Source organism: Glutamicibacter sp. AGC46 (assembly GCF_053543715.1).
Map to the genome: position 1 here is coordinate 305,011 of NZ_JBLVOJ010000012.1, position 15,432 is coordinate 320,442.

General features: G+C 59.6%; 16 protein-coding genes, 1 tRNA gene and 1 pseudogene. 10 read left to right on the top strand and 8 right to left on the bottom strand.

Translation table 11 applies throughout. The features are described from left to right. The first annotated feature begins 145 nt into the window (after positions 1-145). Positions 146-598 carry an NUDIX domain-containing protein gene (locus ACNPM8_RS09640; protein ID WP_332503186.1) on the top strand — a complete coding sequence of 151 codons (453 nt, stop codon included), beginning with the start codon at positions 146-148 and terminating at the stop codon, positions 596-598. Between the two features lie 36 nt (positions 599-634). Continuing rightward, positions 635-1,144, top strand: a complete 510-nt coding sequence (locus ACNPM8_RS09645; protein WP_332727684.1) for a hypothetical protein — start codon at positions 635-637, stop codon at positions 1,142-1,144. 95 nt (positions 1,145-1,239) lie between these two features. Here the strand turns inward: ACNPM8_RS09645 and ACNPM8_RS09650 are convergent, their stop codons facing one another. The 3 genes from ACNPM8_RS09650 to ACNPM8_RS09660 all read right to left on the bottom strand — a co-directional run bounded on the left by ACNPM8_RS09650 (position 1,240) and on the right by ACNPM8_RS09660 (position 3,989). Then, positions 1,240-2,070, bottom strand: coding sequence for a CPBP family intramembrane glutamic endopeptidase (locus ACNPM8_RS09650; protein ID WP_448939752.1), 831 nt, complete (start codon positions 2,068-2,070; stop codon positions 1,240-1,242). A 117-nt stretch (positions 2,071-2,187) separates the two neighbouring features. Further along, positions 2,188-2,871: a response regulator gene (locus ACNPM8_RS09655; RefSeq protein WP_448939753.1), complete on the bottom strand. Its 684-nt coding sequence runs from the start codon at positions 2,869-2,871 to the stop codon at positions 2,188-2,190. Continuing rightward, positions 2,868-3,989 (bottom strand): histidine kinase, encoded by a 1,122-nt coding sequence (locus tag ACNPM8_RS09660; protein ID WP_448939754.1) that lies wholly within the window; start codon positions 3,987-3,989, stop codon positions 2,868-2,870. Before ACNPM8_RS09660 ends, ACNPM8_RS09655 begins: the two co-directional genes overlap by 4 nt. 390 nt (positions 3,990-4,379) lie before the next feature. Between ACNPM8_RS09660 and ACNPM8_RS09665 the strand changes: the two genes are divergently transcribed. The 3 genes from ACNPM8_RS09665 (at position 4,380) to ACNPM8_RS09675 (ending at position 6,431) form a co-directional block, all read left to right on the top strand. Beyond that, positions 4,380-4,535: a hypothetical protein gene (locus tag ACNPM8_RS09665; protein WP_332489278.1), complete on the top strand. Its 156-nt coding sequence runs from the start codon at positions 4,380-4,382 to the stop codon at positions 4,533-4,535. A gap of 53 nt (positions 4,536-4,588) precedes the next feature. After that, positions 4,589-5,131 (top strand): YaeQ family protein, encoded by a 543-nt coding sequence (locus ACNPM8_RS09670; protein WP_448939776.1) that lies wholly within the window; start codon positions 4,589-4,591, stop codon positions 5,129-5,131. A gap of 97 nt (positions 5,132-5,228) precedes the next feature. Continuing rightward, positions 5,229-6,431, top strand: a complete 1,203-nt coding sequence (locus ACNPM8_RS09675; protein ID WP_105662481.1) for a glycerophosphodiester phosphodiesterase family protein — start codon at positions 5,229-5,231, stop codon at positions 6,429-6,431. Positions 6,432-7,702: 1,271 nt separating this feature from the next. On the opposite strand, the pseudogene ACNPM8_RS09680 reads toward ACNPM8_RS09675, so the two are convergent. After that, positions 7,703-7,951 (bottom strand): annotated as a pseudogene (locus ACNPM8_RS09680) (tyrosine-type recombinase/integrase); the annotation flags it as partial. A gap of 221 nt (positions 7,952-8,172) precedes the next feature. Here ACNPM8_RS09680 and ACNPM8_RS09685 point away from each other — a divergent pair. From ACNPM8_RS09685 to ACNPM8_RS09695, 3 genes are read left to right on the top strand one after another with little or no spacing between them, the layout of a single operon-like run. Further along, a complete protein-coding gene (locus ACNPM8_RS09685; RefSeq protein ID WP_448939755.1) occupies positions 8,173-8,922 on the top strand; it encodes a hypothetical protein in 750 nt (249 codons plus the stop codon). Between the two features lie 12 nt (positions 8,923-8,934). Further along, positions 8,935-9,627, top strand: a complete 693-nt coding sequence (locus ACNPM8_RS09690; RefSeq protein WP_448939756.1) for a hypothetical protein — start codon at positions 8,935-8,937, stop codon at positions 9,625-9,627. A 21-nt stretch (positions 9,628-9,648) separates the two neighbouring features. Next, a complete protein-coding gene (locus tag ACNPM8_RS09695; protein WP_133835086.1) occupies positions 9,649-9,864 on the top strand; it encodes a hypothetical protein in 216 nt (71 codons plus the stop codon). A 386-nt stretch (positions 9,865-10,250) separates the two neighbouring features. On the opposite strand, the gene ACNPM8_RS09700 is transcribed toward ACNPM8_RS09695, so the two are convergent. Next, positions 10,251-10,341, bottom strand: a tRNA-Ser gene (locus ACNPM8_RS09700). 94 nt (positions 10,342-10,435) lie between these two features. Continuing rightward, positions 10,436-10,912 (bottom strand): tRNA adenosine(34) deaminase TadA, encoded by a 477-nt coding sequence (gene tadA / locus ACNPM8_RS09705; RefSeq protein ID WP_105658823.1) that lies wholly within the window; start codon positions 10,910-10,912, stop codon positions 10,436-10,438. A 169-nt stretch (positions 10,913-11,081) separates the two neighbouring features. Between tadA and upp the strand changes: the two genes are divergently transcribed. Further along, the gene (gene upp / locus ACNPM8_RS09710) at positions 11,082-11,729 is read left to right on the top strand and encodes a uracil phosphoribosyltransferase (protein ID WP_105658822.1); all 648 of its coding nucleotides are present in this window, start codon (positions 11,082-11,084) and stop codon (positions 11,727-11,729) included. Between the two features lie 35 nt (positions 11,730-11,764). Here upp and ACNPM8_RS09715 read toward each other — a convergent pair whose 3' ends face one another. Both ACNPM8_RS09715 and ACNPM8_RS09720 read right to left on the bottom strand, forming a co-directional pair. Then, positions 11,765-13,249 carry a sensor histidine kinase gene (locus tag ACNPM8_RS09715; protein WP_286172350.1) on the bottom strand — a complete coding sequence of 495 codons (1,485 nt, stop codon included), beginning with the start codon at positions 13,247-13,249 and terminating at the stop codon, positions 11,765-11,767. A 23-nt stretch (positions 13,250-13,272) separates the two neighbouring features. Continuing rightward, complete coding sequence (locus ACNPM8_RS09720) at positions 13,273-14,013, bottom strand: response regulator transcription factor (RefSeq protein WP_105658820.1); 741 nt, start codon at positions 14,011-14,013, stop codon at positions 13,273-13,275. A gap of 614 nt (positions 14,014-14,627) precedes the next feature. Here ACNPM8_RS09720 and ACNPM8_RS09725 point away from each other — a divergent pair. Further along, positions 14,628-15,413: a winged helix-turn-helix domain-containing protein gene (locus tag ACNPM8_RS09725; protein ID WP_105658819.1), complete on the top strand. Its 786-nt coding sequence runs from the start codon at positions 14,628-14,630 to the stop codon at positions 15,411-15,413. Positions 15,414-15,432: the final 19 nt, after the last annotated feature.

Sequence of the window (15,432 nt, forward strand, 5' to 3'; positions counted from 1 at the left end):
GGGAACCACGTGCAGCTCAAACCCAACATCGACCTAGCGCTAGCGGCAATGCCCGATGCCGAATGCATGGCTCCTGGCGCGAAACCGATGAGGAACGGACTGTGCTCCCGGCCAGGCCAGCCGCTGCTGTTGGTATTATCAAGCAATGCCGAGCGTGATAGAAAAAGCAGTTTGCTACGTCGTCCAAGACGATCACCTGCTGGTCTTCACGCATTTGCAGCACCCTATGCATGTCACCGGAGTCCAAGTGCCGGCTGGAACCCTCCAGCCGGGTGAAACCCCCGGTCGAGCGGCCGTACGTGAGCTCTTCGAGGAGACTGGAATAGAAGGCTTCGTTACACGAGACCTTGGAACGATGGCCTATGACTTACGGCCCATGAGAGACGAAATTGCTAACCGGCACTTCTTCGAACTCAGTGTTCCCCGGCAAGATCTTTCACGGCGTTGGATAGCCGGTGAACAAGATCCCTCGCATGGCGGCACACCCGAGTCCTGGGAATGCTGGTGGCTACCACTGGCACAGGCGCACGTCCTGGCAGCCGGGCTCGGTGCCATGCTCGGGAAACTCAGCGACGAGTCGAACCCTGTCCTCAGCTGAGCAGGAACGCCGCATCGTCATCGGTATGATCTATCCATGAACAGTTCCATGGACGAATCCGAGTCCCGCACGGTCCGAATGTTTCCGGACCATGCGGATACAGTTTTATGGTTTCCAGACCCGGTTCCCTATGACGCGGCAGGGCTGTCGCCCGAACTGGCAGCCGATCTTGCCGGATGGGAAGAGCTCTTCTATGAAGGCCTGGACCGTGACTACGAATGGAACTCAGCGGAGCTCGGTCGCGAGTTCTATGCCCAAGGATTACTGCTGGCACAGCGTGTAGCCGATGAACTCGGCAACAAGTTCATCATCGATTTGAGCGCTCAAGACGATGACTGCCCTGCGCGCAGCTTCCAGGCGAGCGGTACAGCTCAGAATCCGCAGGCTGCCGAAGCTTTCGAGGCTTTTGTCGTGGAAAACAACCAGTTCCAAGCGGACGTTGCCGAAGCCCGGGAAAGGGCTCTGCGTGGGGAGCATCCTGGTTGGTACGCCTATGCGCCGCTGTCGCAAACGGTGTTTGATCCGCAAAATCCCGAGCGCAAGTAGTCCTCAGGCTGTCCCGAGCCAGCTTGAGCTGTACGGGTGGATTCTCGGCTGCAGCCCGAATGCGTGACGCGCATTGGGGTGCAGGCCGGGAATCTTCAGACGGTTGCGGCACGGCGACGGGCGACTGCGAAGAACACGAGGGTTGCCACCGAGCAGACCACGATTGCCACGATGCTGGCTTCGGGTCCAAAGGCTCCTCCGGACAGCCAGTCCGGTCCGCTGATCACTGCGGTGACCAGCGAATCGCGCGCCTCGGATCCCGAGGTGACCGAGCCGAAAAGGCCGGTGGTCGCGAAGTTCCAGCCGAAGTGCACGCCGATCGCCAGCCAAAGCGATCCGGTGGCAAGGTAGGCGGCGCCGAGCATGATTCCAGCTTCGATCATGATGGCGAAGGCACCCCACAGCGACGCGTCCGGATTCACCAGGTGGACGAGCCCGAAGAGGGTTGACGAGACGCTCAGCGCCACCGTGGTACCCCAACGGCCACGCAGCAGGCGGAAGACCACGCCGCGGAAGAACACTTCCTCCGACACCGCAACCGCGCACATCATTCCGGCGACGGCCAGCATTCCGGAAACGGAGCCCCAGCCGGTGATCGTGTACGCGCCGAAGAGGGCAAGGAGGCCCACTGTGGCCCCGGACATCAGCACCCCGAGCCCCGTTCCGACCAGCACATGGCGGACGGCGTTGCGCCTCGGGAATTCTTCTGCCTTGCGGCGTTCGACTCGTTGTCCCGCAATGCTGAACAGGCCGATCATTGCCACGGCCAGGATGGGTCCGATGATCAAGGCTGCCACCGGATTGCGCGGCCACGCGGCCAGGGCATTGGCCATCAGCATTGCGATGGCCATTCCAGTGACCATCAGGGTTGTGGAGATCCAGGTTTTATGCCTGAGGGAGGGCGATTTCTGCGTAGCTTCTGTCATTCTTGCTCCTTGTTCGCTACCCGATAGTGGGTGTGAACAAGACGCTACGGCGTTGGGGCGCGGGGCAAATCACCCGCGGGCAGGCACTTGGGATCCCCCGTTCGGGGGACCGGCGCGTCAGGACCAGTCGGCGAATCCCGTTTTGTGGGCGAGCACGACAGCTTGCACCCGGTCGCGCACCTGCAGCTTCGACAAGATGCGAGACACATAGGTTTTCACCGTTTCGGGACTGATCACCAGTTGCGCTGCGATCTCCGCGTTGGACAGGCCTTCGGCGATCAGCTGCAGCACTTCGCGTTCGCGCGCGGTCAGCGCCTCGAAGATGGCGGCGTCCTTTGCCGAGGGCCGCAGCCGGTCGCCGAAGCGTCCGATCAAGGAGCGGGTCAGCGCCGGGGCGATAAGCGAGTCACCGACGGCAATGCTCCGGATGGCCGCGGCCAGTTCCGCGGGCCGGGCATCCTTGAGCAGGAAGCCGCTCGCGCCGGCGCGCAGTGCGTCATACACCAGGCCGTCCAGGGAAAAGGTCGTCACCACCAGGACTCGCGCCGCGTCGGAGGCCTGCGGCCCGGCAATTCTCCGGGTCGCTTCGATTCCGTCCAGCAGCGGCATGCGGATATCCATCACCACGACATCCGGGCGCTCACGGCGGGTGACTCGTACCGCTTCCTCTCCGTCCGCCGCCTCGCCGACAACCACGAGATCGGGTTGGGCGTTGATGATGGTGGAAAATCCGGTGCGCACAAGTTCGTGGTCATCGCAGATGACCACGCGGATTGGCGTGTTCGCTGGAGTGGAGGTCATCGAGGGATCCTCGCTTTGACCACGAACTGCTCAGCGAGCTGTTCGACCTGCAATTGGCCACCGGCCAGTTCCACGCGTTCTCGCATCCCGATGATCCCCCGGCCTCCAGAGTTCGATGCCGAGCCCCTGGCACGGCGGCCGGAACTGGCCACCTCGACCATGATCTCATCCTTGCCGTAGCTGATGCCTACCGTTGCGGCGCCATCGAGCGCATGCTTCAGCGCGTTGGTCAGGCTTTCCTGGACTACCCGGACAACCACCAGTCCCGTAGCCCCGGTGAGCGGGTAGGGCTCGCCTTGCTCCGCGAATTCCACATTCTGGCCGGAAGCCCGTGCCCGGGCGATGACCTCGGCGGCCTGCTGCTCGGCGGGTACACGCGACTTTTCCGCTTTCCCGTCCAGTGCCCCGAGCAGGCTGCGCAAGTCCGCCAGCGTTTTCCGGCCCCCGTCGGCGATGGAAGCCAGCAGCTGCTGCGTCTTGGCATCGAGCTGCGGGTGGAACCCTCCGGCCTCGGCCTGCACCACCATCGCCGTGACATGGTGCGTGACCACATCGTGCAGCTCGTGCGCGATGCGCGTCCGCTCGGCCAGGATGATCTCCCTTTCCAGCATTTCGGCGTGGCGCCGGCGCATCGCGGACTGCGAGCGAAGCCAGGAACCGAAGATCCACAGCGCCGCCAGCATCGCTCCGAAGGCGAAGGCGTCGGGTACCGTGAGCGTGGGGTCAATCCGAATCAGGGCCGCGACAAGCAGGACGTAGCCGGCTAGGAGCAGCGATACGGTCAGCGGCCGGTGCCGTTGCGCCAGCGCGCCGGCGCCTACCAGGGCCACCAGCAGGCCGAGCGCCGCGAACGTGGTGGGGAACCCGAGCAATTGGTAAGCGGCAAACGACGAAAAGGCGAGGGCCAAAGACCAATGCGGCCAGCGGCGCAGTACCGCCACCGAGCCGCCCTGGAGCACGATGAGCGCTATGCCAAGCAGATTCAGCGGGTGATCGGGGGAGTCCGCCATCTCAAGGCCCTGCCGTGCCACCCCGGGGACGAATGACAAGCCGATGAGCACCGCAGCGGATACGGCGTCCCACTTGAATCCGGCCAGCGGCCAATGCACAGTCTTCACCCCAGAATCGTACACGTGCGCCCAGCGTTGCCACGGGCGAAAGATTATCCAGCAACTCTCCGGCGCCGGATCTCCAGCAGGTGGCCGGTGGGCTTTAAAGAAGACCATGCCGGCGGGACGTGAAGCCCAAGGGGGAACCATGGCGTCGGCAGCCGGTCCGTGTGCTTGGGATAAGCGCACCACGCGGTATGCGCGCACCTCGTACGGGGCCTTTCGATCCTCGACGGTGGATAGTGCAAAGTGGGCTGCCAGATGATACTGAGCGTAGTTCCGGTAGCTGCATGCCCAATACTGTTGAACTCTTTTGCCCGTGGCCAAGGGGGTGAGCGGAAAGCTGTCACCCGCTGAATAAATCTTTTATCCGTGAGCTGTATCAAATAGGATTTAGTTATGAAGACCCTGTTCGTTGTTTCTGCCATTCTTTTTGCTGCGTTTTCGGTACTTTCCTTTAGCGGAAATCCGATGGTTGGCATCTTTGCGGCCGTGGCCAGCTTGTCATCGCTGGCGGGATTCTTCGTGGTTCGAAATCGCGAGGCGAAGGCTTAGCCCACGTACCTCTCGTCGATGGAGCCGTGGCGTTCACGGTAAACTCGAGAACTATGGCTATCGGCGCGACTATGCACACCTTTGAAGTTCAACTTGCTGATGTAGATCGCGGGGTTTACGAGGATCTTTCGCTCCGTGTTGCGCAGCATCCGTCAGAAACCGATGCCTACATGGTCACCCGTGTGCTGGCCTACTGCCTCGAATATGAAGAAGGCATCGCCTTCTCGGCCGGAGGCGTTTCCACCGGGGAAGAGCCAGCCATTTTGGTCAAGGACCTGACCGGACTCATCACCGCGTGGATTGAAGTGGGCGCCCCTGATGCCCAACGCCTGCATTTGGGCAGCAAGCGGGCAGACCGCACCGCCGTCTACACGCACCGCGATCCTGCCAAGCTTCTGGCTTCTTGGCGCGGCAAAACGATCCACCAGTCGAAGGAGATCATGGTGCGCTCCTTCGACCCCAAATTCATTGATGCAGCGGCCCAAGCATTGACCCGCCGCAACACCATGTCCGTCTCGGTGACCGAGGGGCAAATCTACCTTGAATTGAACGGGACGAATCTGGAAACCCAGTTCAGCACGCATGAGATTGAGTAGAAAAGCTTAATCTCTGATTCAGCTCAGTGTGGGGTCGCAGTCATCAGCGCGCGGAAACATGGCCGGTGTACACCAATGACACCGACGGAAGTGCTCCATGAAACTGCGCAATATCACCCTTGGCACGGCAACTCTGGCTTTGGCCGTCACCCTGGCAGCTCCCGCCGTGGCTGCTCAGATCGAACCGACTGGATCTGATCCACTGATCATCGGCCACCGCGGAGCAGCAGGCGTGGCACCGGAGAACACCTTGGCTGCCATCAAGGCAGGCAGCCAGTCCGGCGCCGAATTCATCGAAATTGATGTGCAGCTGTCCAAGGACGGAGTACCGTTCATCTTCCACGACGGTACGCCCTCCCGCACCACGAACGTGGCAGAGGTCTTCCCTGACCGCGTCAATGACCCCATCACGTCATTTACCTGGGAAGAACTGCAGCAGCTCGATGCCGGTTCCTACTTCTCAGACGAGTTCGAGGGAACGAAAATTCCCCATTTCGATGAGGTTCCAGGTGCACTGACCGGTGGCACGGGAGTATTCATCGAAATCAAGGATCCAGCCAAGTCCCCTGGCGTGGAGAAGCTGGTAGCCGACGCGCTGGCTGAGGATCCTGAATGGAAGGCACTGGCAGAGGCCAACAAGATCGAGGTCCTTAGCTTCGACGCAGCATCCAACCAGATCTTTGCCCAACTGGCACCTGAAGTACCACTGCAGCAGCTGACCGGAACCGTGCCTTCTGCCGCGGAACTGGCAACCTACGCGACCTACGCGGATTCTTTCGGCACTAGCTACCGCACCCTTGACGCCGCCGGTGCGCAGCGCGTGAAGGACGCAGGCTTGGGCCTGGGCGTCTACACCGTCAACGCCGTCGAAGCAGCCGATGCTGCACTGGCCCTGGGTGTTGAGCGAATCACCGGCGACTTCCCAGCACAGGTGAACCGCCACATCGCTGGCCAGAAAGATTTCCCTGCCAACAATGGCGTGGTGATTGCCAACGCGATCAATGACGTGCCGGGAGATGACATCGCCCCGGAAAATGGCGAGCACGTGATCCTGGAGAACACCGGAAAGCGCACCATCGATGTCAGCGGCTACATCATTCGCGATGCCGCTAACAACATCCTGGAAATTGGAGAAGGATACGAGCTGGAGACAGGAGATCAGCTGCGCGTGTACTCGGGTCCGGGTACCAACAGCGAAGAAGCCTACTACGTGGACGGACCGGGAATCCTGAACAACGGGGGCGACTCGCTGGCGCTGTGGGATGCCAAGGGCAAGCTCACCGATACCTTCGCGAACTAGCTCTAGGTAGAGCGAACCCCCGGGAACCATTGTGGACTGCTCCCCAGAATTTGGATAGGGAAACCAGTACTACTTCCGGGGAGCAGTCTACAAAAATGGGGCGGTTTTCCGTATTAAGGCAGGCAACCCGCCAGCACTTGGGGGACGCTGACGGGTTTCACCAGCGTGAGGCCGCTCTTGGGGAAACGAACTCAATGCCTGACTGGTGACTTTTCGTAATTGGCCTAGGCCAATAGCTACTGTAGTTGCAGGAGAGTGAAAGGTGAAGTGGGCGGGGATAAAATAAAAACTTTTCCCAATTCCAAAAATTCTCTAGGCGTTATGGGCTTGACGAAGTATTCTGTGCATAGGTTTCACGCCGGACTAACGTTTTTGGGGAATCGGAAGTCTTTGGGGAGATGGATGGGGATCCATCGCCCAGCGCAAAACTCGCAACCAGCCCTCGTTGATGATCGAATCAGCGAGGGCTGGATTAGTTTAAGTGACAACACGCGGGTGGATTCTCACGAGCAACAAGGCCGCACTCCCCAGTACGGGTCGGGATTTGAATCTGTTGTGGATTCCCAATGAATCAGACCAGCCTCTTTGCCTACACCTCGCTCGACGCTAGGGTGATTGATAGGCGGCCTGACCCAATGCACCGGGAAGGGTCCGCTGTGATCGGTTGCACCGTTTGTTTGCCTTCTTGCTTACCGTTTGTTGGCAGCAACTGTAGCTGGGAACCCCTATCGGTGGTTCCGGTGTTGTAGTAGGCTCCGGGACCACCGCCAGCTTGGAACGCGGACACTAGCTGTTTGGATTCAGCTAGTATGAGAACGACGGTCATGGATGCCGTCAGTTTGGTGATCCGTAAGTGCAAGCGAAACTGCGACTGCGATCTTTCGCCTTGTCTTCGTCATTGTTGTATGTACGTTGTTGGAGAGTTCCATCCGGTTCCCGCCAAACGACTCGATAACTGTAACCGTGCTTTAGCTCTCGTCGTTGTACCGTCGCCACTTCTACCTTTAACCCGGTTGTTCTATCTTTAATGCAACAGATCCGGAGTTTAAGGCAACAAGCCGATTTGAGATAAGAAAAACCCCGGAATCACAAGGATTCCGGGGCTATTCAACGCGGTGACGGTGGGATTTGAACCCATTATCCTATCCGCGCCATTACTGCTAGCTCCCGAATATCCCTTGTGTTTACTGGCATCTGGGCTCATTGGCTCACAGGTGCGCACCACGTCCCACAGGTATTCCTGCACCAAAATGCACCACAGTGCACCACCGTTAGAGCTGTTCGGCGCGCTGCTTGCTGAGGGCTTCGACCACGTTGTCGAGGTCGTCGGGGAACAGTGCCGCGTAGGTGTCCAACGTGACCTTGGCCGACTTGTGGCCGAGCATGCGCTGTACCACCTTGACGTTGGCCCCGGCGCTGATTGCCAGCGATGCCGCCGTGTGCCGCAGGTCGTGGGGCGTGACCCTGCGGAACGACTTGTCGGACGCCTGGGCTCGCTTCACGGCTCCGGTGAACCATCCGGTCTTGGCGTTGCCCGGGTTCGCCCCTCCTACTTAAGTAGTATTTACGCCGTTCTTATTTAATGGTGATTATTAAACGTGCTCGTATCTGAGGCAATTCGATCCAGACCGAGGACTTTTGTTGCGGAGGCTCGATTTCGGTCGACCCCCGCTTGGCACGGCAGATGATGCGCCGATCTTTACGAGGATGTAGATTTCGATTCATTCAAAAGGTGATAGTGGTGAAGCTTAAACTTCACTCGATTGTGGTCCGGTCAAATGACGACCACTGCATTCCAATCCCAACATCAAGACAACAATTCCGCTCCGGGGTCACGTACCTTGCGATCGCGTTCGTGGCAATCGCTTCTCTGGTCCTGAGCCTGAGTACGGCTTTGACGAAGCCAGCGGCGGCCGCTTCGTCTCCGGCCGTGACCAGCATTGCCAGCTTTGGCGAGAATGCCGAGAGTCTGCCAAAGTCCGAGGCTGTTCAGTTGGCCAACAGCGCTGATCTTCCAACGGAGTCGATCTCAGGCCTGAAGGTCGATCGTTCAGGCGTTCAGGCATGGTCGATGTCCGACGGGACATCGTATGTCAGTTACCCGCTCGTTGGCGACGGCGTTCAGCTCGCCACAGTCGGTGCGCTGCTTGATAAGTCTGGCAACGTTGCGCAGCGCACAGAGATGGCTTTCATTGGCGACGACGTATCTGGTCATGCCCGCATGTGGGTCGACGGAAATCTGACCATGGACAAGCAATTGACCACAGCTGGCGCGGAAAACAACGTAACCACATATGCCGGTTTCTGGGACAAGCTCAACAACTGCCTTGCCAACGCGGGCATCCCTAGCTGGGTTATTACCGCCATCTCTATCGCCTGCGCGGCGGTCTGCGTAGGAACTGTTGGGCTCGGCTGCGTGGGTTGCATCGCCGCAGCCGCGGGCGTATGGGGCGGTCAGGTAGGATATTGCATCGACCAGGCCCAGAAATAGGAAGTGGTCAACATGAAAAAGATCTCGAAAGCAATCATCGCGATGGTTGCAGGTTGGGCGATGCTCTTCGCGGTTGCTAGTCCGGTCAACGCTTCCGAAGGTTCGTTCCTAAACAACGAGCCGCTTTCGGAGTCAGCTGTCGAGCGGGCGATCGCAATTGCCGAACCGAGTTTCGATGCTCAGCTGCGAAACGGTGCAGCAGTCGATATCAAGCAGGCAAACGTCGCCCGGATCAATGGCTCCAGTTCGCTGATGGTGGCAGCGGCTACGTCTGGGGACGGCCACGACGAGGGCTCCTTCGCCGTTGCCGTCGTTGACGCTGCTGGAGACGTTGTCCAGAGCTTCGCACAGGTTCAAGCCACGTACACCAGCGACAGCACTGCCGATGTGAAGCAGTGGGTCGATGGGAGTTTGCTCAAGCAGTGGACTGTTGAAGATACTCCCGAAGCTGAAGCTCAGGCTGCGAAAGCCTTGAGCGCCATGTCTCCTGAAGGCTCGTCGGTGGGCGTTGCGGCCGCTGGCAACGAAGGTGTGATCAAGTGCCTCAACGCGCTGGGCATCTCCACCATGGCGGCGCTCGTGATCATCTCCACCTGTGCGGCGTTCTGTGCTGTTACCGTGGGAACAGGCTGCATCATCTGCGTGGCTGGTTTCACCGCTGTTGCTGGCGCATCCGTAGGACAGTGCCTGAGCGGTGCCAGCTAGGCACGAGAAAGGAAACGGCAAATGACAAAGCAACCTAGCAATTCGTCTGCCGCCAGGAAGAGCACCGTAGTGGTGCTTCTGTTCCTTGCGGTAGCCGCGATCAACCTGCCACGGGTCCCTCAGCTTACCGACTACGCCGTGGTTGGATGGGCTGTTGGCGGAGTACTGCTGCTAGCAGCGCTGATCCTGGCGTTCACCAACTACCGCCACCACTCGAAGACCAGCACTTCACGATAGTAGGTAACGCCGGCTCGTTCGTCGAATGAGCCGAGACGAGCAATGTCCAGATCCGCTGAGCCTAACCCGAAGAGATCCCCTTGCCGCATACAGCAGCAGGGGGATCTTTCTCTGTGCCCGGCTTCCTGAGGGCAAGCGCGCGCAGCAGGTGCGGCAGCCGGCGGGAGGCTAGAGATCTTTTTCGTCCTGCTTGCGCGATGCCCAGTATGGTCATTCTTCGTTGTGGTTCACCCAGTCGCAGGCGTGCGGGCCTGCATGGCGGTGGTAGCCGTGTTCACAACGAAGGATGGGTATGTCGTAACTACCCTCCGGTGAAATATGCACCATAAGTGCACCATGTCAGATCTTTAAAAGAAGAAAACCCCTGGCTGACCAGGGGTTTTCATTGGCGGTGACGGTGGGATTTGAACCCACGGTACGGGGTTACCGTACACAACATTTCGAGTGTTGCACCTTCGGCCGCTCGGACACGTCACCAGACCTGATAACTCTATAACGAACATCAGGCGAAAACAAAAACGAGAGCGCTGTTTTTGGCCTGAAGTGTTCCGAAACACATCAACGTCGGGTTCTAGCCGCGCTTGCTCCGGAAGAATTCACGCAACAGGTCACCGCATTCTTCTTCCTTGACCCGCGAGTACACCTCGACCCAATGGTTCAATCGCGGTTCACGGACGATATCGAAGACCGAGCCGCACGCGCCGGCCTTCTCGTCCCAGGCCCCGAAGACCAATTTGGGAATGCGCGAAAGGACTATTGCCCCTGCGCACATGGCGCAGGGCTCAAGGGTCACCACCAAGGTGCAGTCGGATAAGCGCCAGCCATCATCTTGTCCCTTGGCTTCCAAGGCCTTGACCGCATTGCGAATGGCGACCACCTCGGCATGCGCCGTGGGGTCCTTGATGGCCTCGCGCTCGTTGCGTCCGGTGGCCAGGACTTCGCCTTCGGGGGAGAGGATGACGGCGCCGATGGGTACGTCATCAGTGGCCAGCGCTTCGCGCGCTTCAGCCAAGGCGAGGTCCATCCAAGCATCAAATTCGTGCACCATAGTGCTTTCACTTTACGTGTTTTGGGACGGTAGCCGGGCGCCCGGAGTGTGGTGCACTGCGCACTGCACTGAAGTTTGCTGTTTCCTTGGGCACACCAAAGTGCCTTAACGGCGGGAAATCGGGGATATCTCTCGATTTGCCTGAGTCGGTGCTGATAGATTTCTACTTATGCGCGTACAGGTAGTCGACCACCCACTGGTGGCACACAAGGTTTCGGTTCTTCGTGATAAGAACACCCCATCCTCGATTTTCCGCCAGCTGACCGACGAACTGGTCACCCTGCTGGCTTATGAGGCAACCCGCGAGGTGAAAACCGAAAACGTTGAGGTGCAGACCCCGGTCGCCACCACCACCGGTACCTCCATTGCCAAGCCGACCCCGCTGGTTGTCCCCATCCTGCGCGCCGGCCTGGGCATGCTCGAAGGCATGACCCGCCTGGTTCCGACCGCTGAGGTCGGCTTCCTGGGCATGGCCCGCAACGAGGCAACCCTGGACATCATCACCTACGCTGACCGCGTGCCAAATGACTTGGCCGGCCGCCAAGTGTTCGTGCTGGATCCGATGCTGGCCACCGGCGGCACCCTGGCCGAGGCCATCAAGTTCATCTTCGAACGCGGCGCAGAATCCGTTACCTGCATTTGCCTGATCGCTGCCCCTGAGGGCATCGAGCGTCTGAAGGAAATCCACGGTGGCGATCATCGCGTGCACATCGTGCTGGCAGCGATGGACGAAAAGCTGGACGAGAAGTCCTACATCATCCCAGGCCTGGGCGATGCCGGCGACCGCTTGTATGGCGTGACCCCGCCCATTGCCTAGTTCCAGCTAAGCGATGTGCCTGAAGGCTGCGGTGACTACACCGCAGCCTTCGGCGTTTCTTCACCAGTTTCGGGCGTATCCAACGGAAGCCGGACCTCGAAGACGGTATCTCCTGGCTGGGAGGTGACCGTGACGGTGCCCCCGTGGGCTTCGACGATGCTCTTGGCGATCGGCAGGCCCAGCCCGGTCGTGCCATCGGAGCCAGAACGCGCCTTGTCGGCGCGGGTGAAACGTTCGAAGACCCGAGGCAGGAATTCCGGGGCAATGCCCTCACCGGTGTCGTGAACCCGGATGATGGCTTCATCGGTGTCTTCGTCTTGGTCCACCGAAACGGTGACGGTGTTTCCGGCCGTCGTGTGCTTGCGGGCGTTGGCCAAGAGGTTGGTGATCACCCGGCGAAGCGAGGCCGAGTCGCCATTGACAATGGTCTGCGGCGCCTGGCAGTCGAACTCCCAATGGTGGTCGCTCGCGGTGAGCTTGAAGTCCTCGGTGATATCCGATGTCAGCGAGCACAGGTCAATTTCGCTGCGCTTGAACGCATTCTCCTCATCCAGCCGAGCCAGGAGCAGCAGATTCTCAACCAATGAGCTCATTCGGCTGCTTTGCTGCAGAACGCGGTCCACCGAGCGCTGCCCGTCCGGGGAGAAATGCTCAGTGGCCGAGAGCAGCTCGGTGTAGCCGCGGATCGCCGAGAGCGGAGTGCGCAGTTCGTGCGAGGCATCGGCGACAAATTGGCGCATCTGGGCCTGGGACTTCTCGCGGGCGGTCAGTGCGGTGGAGACGTTGCTGATCATCGCGTTCAGCGCATTGCCGACATTGCCCACCTCGGTACCGGGGACTGCATCTTGCGCCGGGACGCGCTGGGTCAGGTCCACCTTCCCTGAATCAAGCTCTTCGGCGGCAACCGAAGCAGCCACGGTGGCCACGCGCTTCAGCGAGGCAAGCGAGCGGGAGATCAGCCACGAACCGGCCAGGCCCGCACCAGCGATCAGGATCAAGGCGATGAACAGCGTCAGCCAGGCCATGCCGCGCAACGCCAGATCGGTGCTGTGCAGGGGCAATCCGACAATCAGGATGCCGTTGGATCCAGAGTCCTTGACTGCGACGAGGTAATAGTCGCCCACAGTCAGGTGGGCACGTACCGGCTTGAACTGCCCGCCGGCACGCAACGTGCTCAGCTCCAGATCCACCATCGGGATGGCATCTTCCTGGCTCAGCTGCTTCAGCACGCCGGTGCGTTCGTCCAGCACGCCGCCGTTGAAGACGTATTTGTCGACGAACCGAGCGGTCAGCGTGCCGGCGGACTGGCCGGGGGCATCAAGCCGGGAGTTCACCGCTGGTGCACCCTGCGAATAATTCAGCGCGCGTTCGGTGGTGAGCCGCAGCTGGCTGTTGAGCTGGTCCATCAAGGTCTGGCGCATGCCCGCGTTGTAGAGCAGGCCGAGCAAGACAGATACGGCGGTGACCGAGGTCAGCAGGATGAGCAGCAGTTTGCGCTGCAGAGCGTGCGGCGAGCTCACCCTGGTATTCGGGGAAAAGAAACTCATGCAGCCGGCTTCAGCACGTAGCCAACGCCACGCACGGTGTGGATCATCGGCTCTGCGTCAACGTCAATCTTCTTGCGCAGGTACGAGATGTACAGTTCGACGATGTTCGCCTGGCCGTCGAAATCGTAGTGCCAGACGTTGTCCAGGATCTGCGACTTGGATACCACGCGGCGGGCGTTGTTCATCAGGTAGCTGAGCAGGTCGAATTCGGTGGCGGTCAGCGAAATTTCGCGGCCTGCGCGGGATACGTCGTGCGAGTCCATGTTCAGCACCAGATCGCCGACCACCAATTCAGCGGAATCCGCAGTGGCCGCACCGGAACGTTCCACGAGTCGGTGCAATCGGATCAGGACCTCTTCAAGGCTGAAGGGCTTGGCGACGTAGTCGTCTGCACCGGCCCCCAGGCCCTCGATACGGTCTTCAACCGCGTCCTTGGCAGTGAGGAAAAGTACGGGGATTTCAGGGAAGTGGGTGCGCACCTTGCGCAGCACCTCGGGGCCGTCGAACCCAGGCAGCATCCAGTCGAGAACCAGTACGTCCGGCGCCAGGGAGCGAGCGGTGGCTACTGCTTCGGGCCCATCGTGGGCCATCGTGGCTTCCCAGCCGAGCATGCGGGTTCCCATGGCGACCAATTCCGCCAATGAAGGTTCATCATCGACCACGAGAACTTTGATTGCCGTGCCATCAGGGTGAGTCAGCCGGGGCAATTGCGAAGGGGAGAATCGTGATTCATTCATGTTAATCAGCTTGTCCTATTGCCATGGGCCGAGAATATGTTTTTGCTGTGTGCCAGCTATGACTATAAGTCGATTTTATGCGGGGAAAACCCGAACCGATAGTGGTTAATTTGGTCAACCCCTAAGAACGACGAATGATTGAAGCGAGGACGGACCATAGTGATGAATGAATATTCAGGCCTATGAATGGACCGGACATAATGACGAAGTTCTATTGGTATGTTGACCATATTGTTTAGTTAAGCGCTTAGGTAGCCTAGAATTGTCTAAAGTGTTGTGCGTCACGTTTGGAAACATTCGTCTCACTATTTGGACGCAGGTGTTCATTGTTACTTGCAAGTTGCCAATGTTACGAGGAAACTAGAGGTGTGAGTACGGCGCAGGACGGTAAAAGCACCTCGGATTCCAACATCGAGTTGCCCAAGATCGTCCTCAACGAATGCTCGGCGTCCATGGCCTCCAAGCCGAATTATGAGTGATTTGTAATCCGATTTTGGGAGTTATTGACGGGAAACCCAACTGCTGAACGTGGACGAAGGCCGCGAACAGCGCAAGCAAAACCCGAAGCATGAGCGCCAAACCACTTGGCCTTCGCACTAAAAGAGGAAAAGATTATGTCGGCTGGTTCCGGATACGTCCACGTTTCAATTCGCAATGCGCAGAACCGCGCAGCAGCTGCGCAGCGTTCAGCTTCTGGCAGCTATGCACCAGCGGGTTACCGTCCGCTGCGCGCGGTTTCCAATGTTCATGAAACACGTGATGCATCGCATCAGCCGGCTAGCACTCCAGTGCAGTCAACAGGCCAGCCAAGCGCCGACACCTCCGCACGCGGCTTCGTGCTCTACGTGGGCCTGGATGAAACTGCCGCCCAGGCGCAGGGCACCTCGCTGGGCAAGCTGGCCACCCAGGTCCGCGCCTTCCTGGCCACCTTGTCGCCGCAAGCGCAGACCCATGCCGCCGTGGCACTGGCTCCAACCAGCGCCCAGGGTGAGCCCATCGATGTAGTTCGCCAGGCTTTGGGCGATCCGACGATTTCCCGCCGGCCACGCGCTGAAGCCCGTCCATCCACCCCGCGCCCATCTGGCGTGCTGATCGACCTCTCGCGCCGCGAAGTCTACCTGGATGGCGAAACCCTGAACCTGACCTTCAAGGAATTCGAGCTGCTGAACTTCCTCGTGGAAAACGGTACCCGCACTGTAGGCCGCGAAGAGCTGCTGGAAAACCTGTGGCGCAATGCCGAAGAAGTCCCTAACGAACGCACCATCGACGTGCATATCCGTCGCCTGCGTTCCAAGCTGGGACGCCTGGCCAATACCGTGCGCACCGTACGCGGCCAGGGCTACCGCTTCTACGAGCACCCAGAAGTTGTTGTCTGGGCAGCTCCGGAATACTCCATCTAGCATCTGCTGGCAGCAGTTG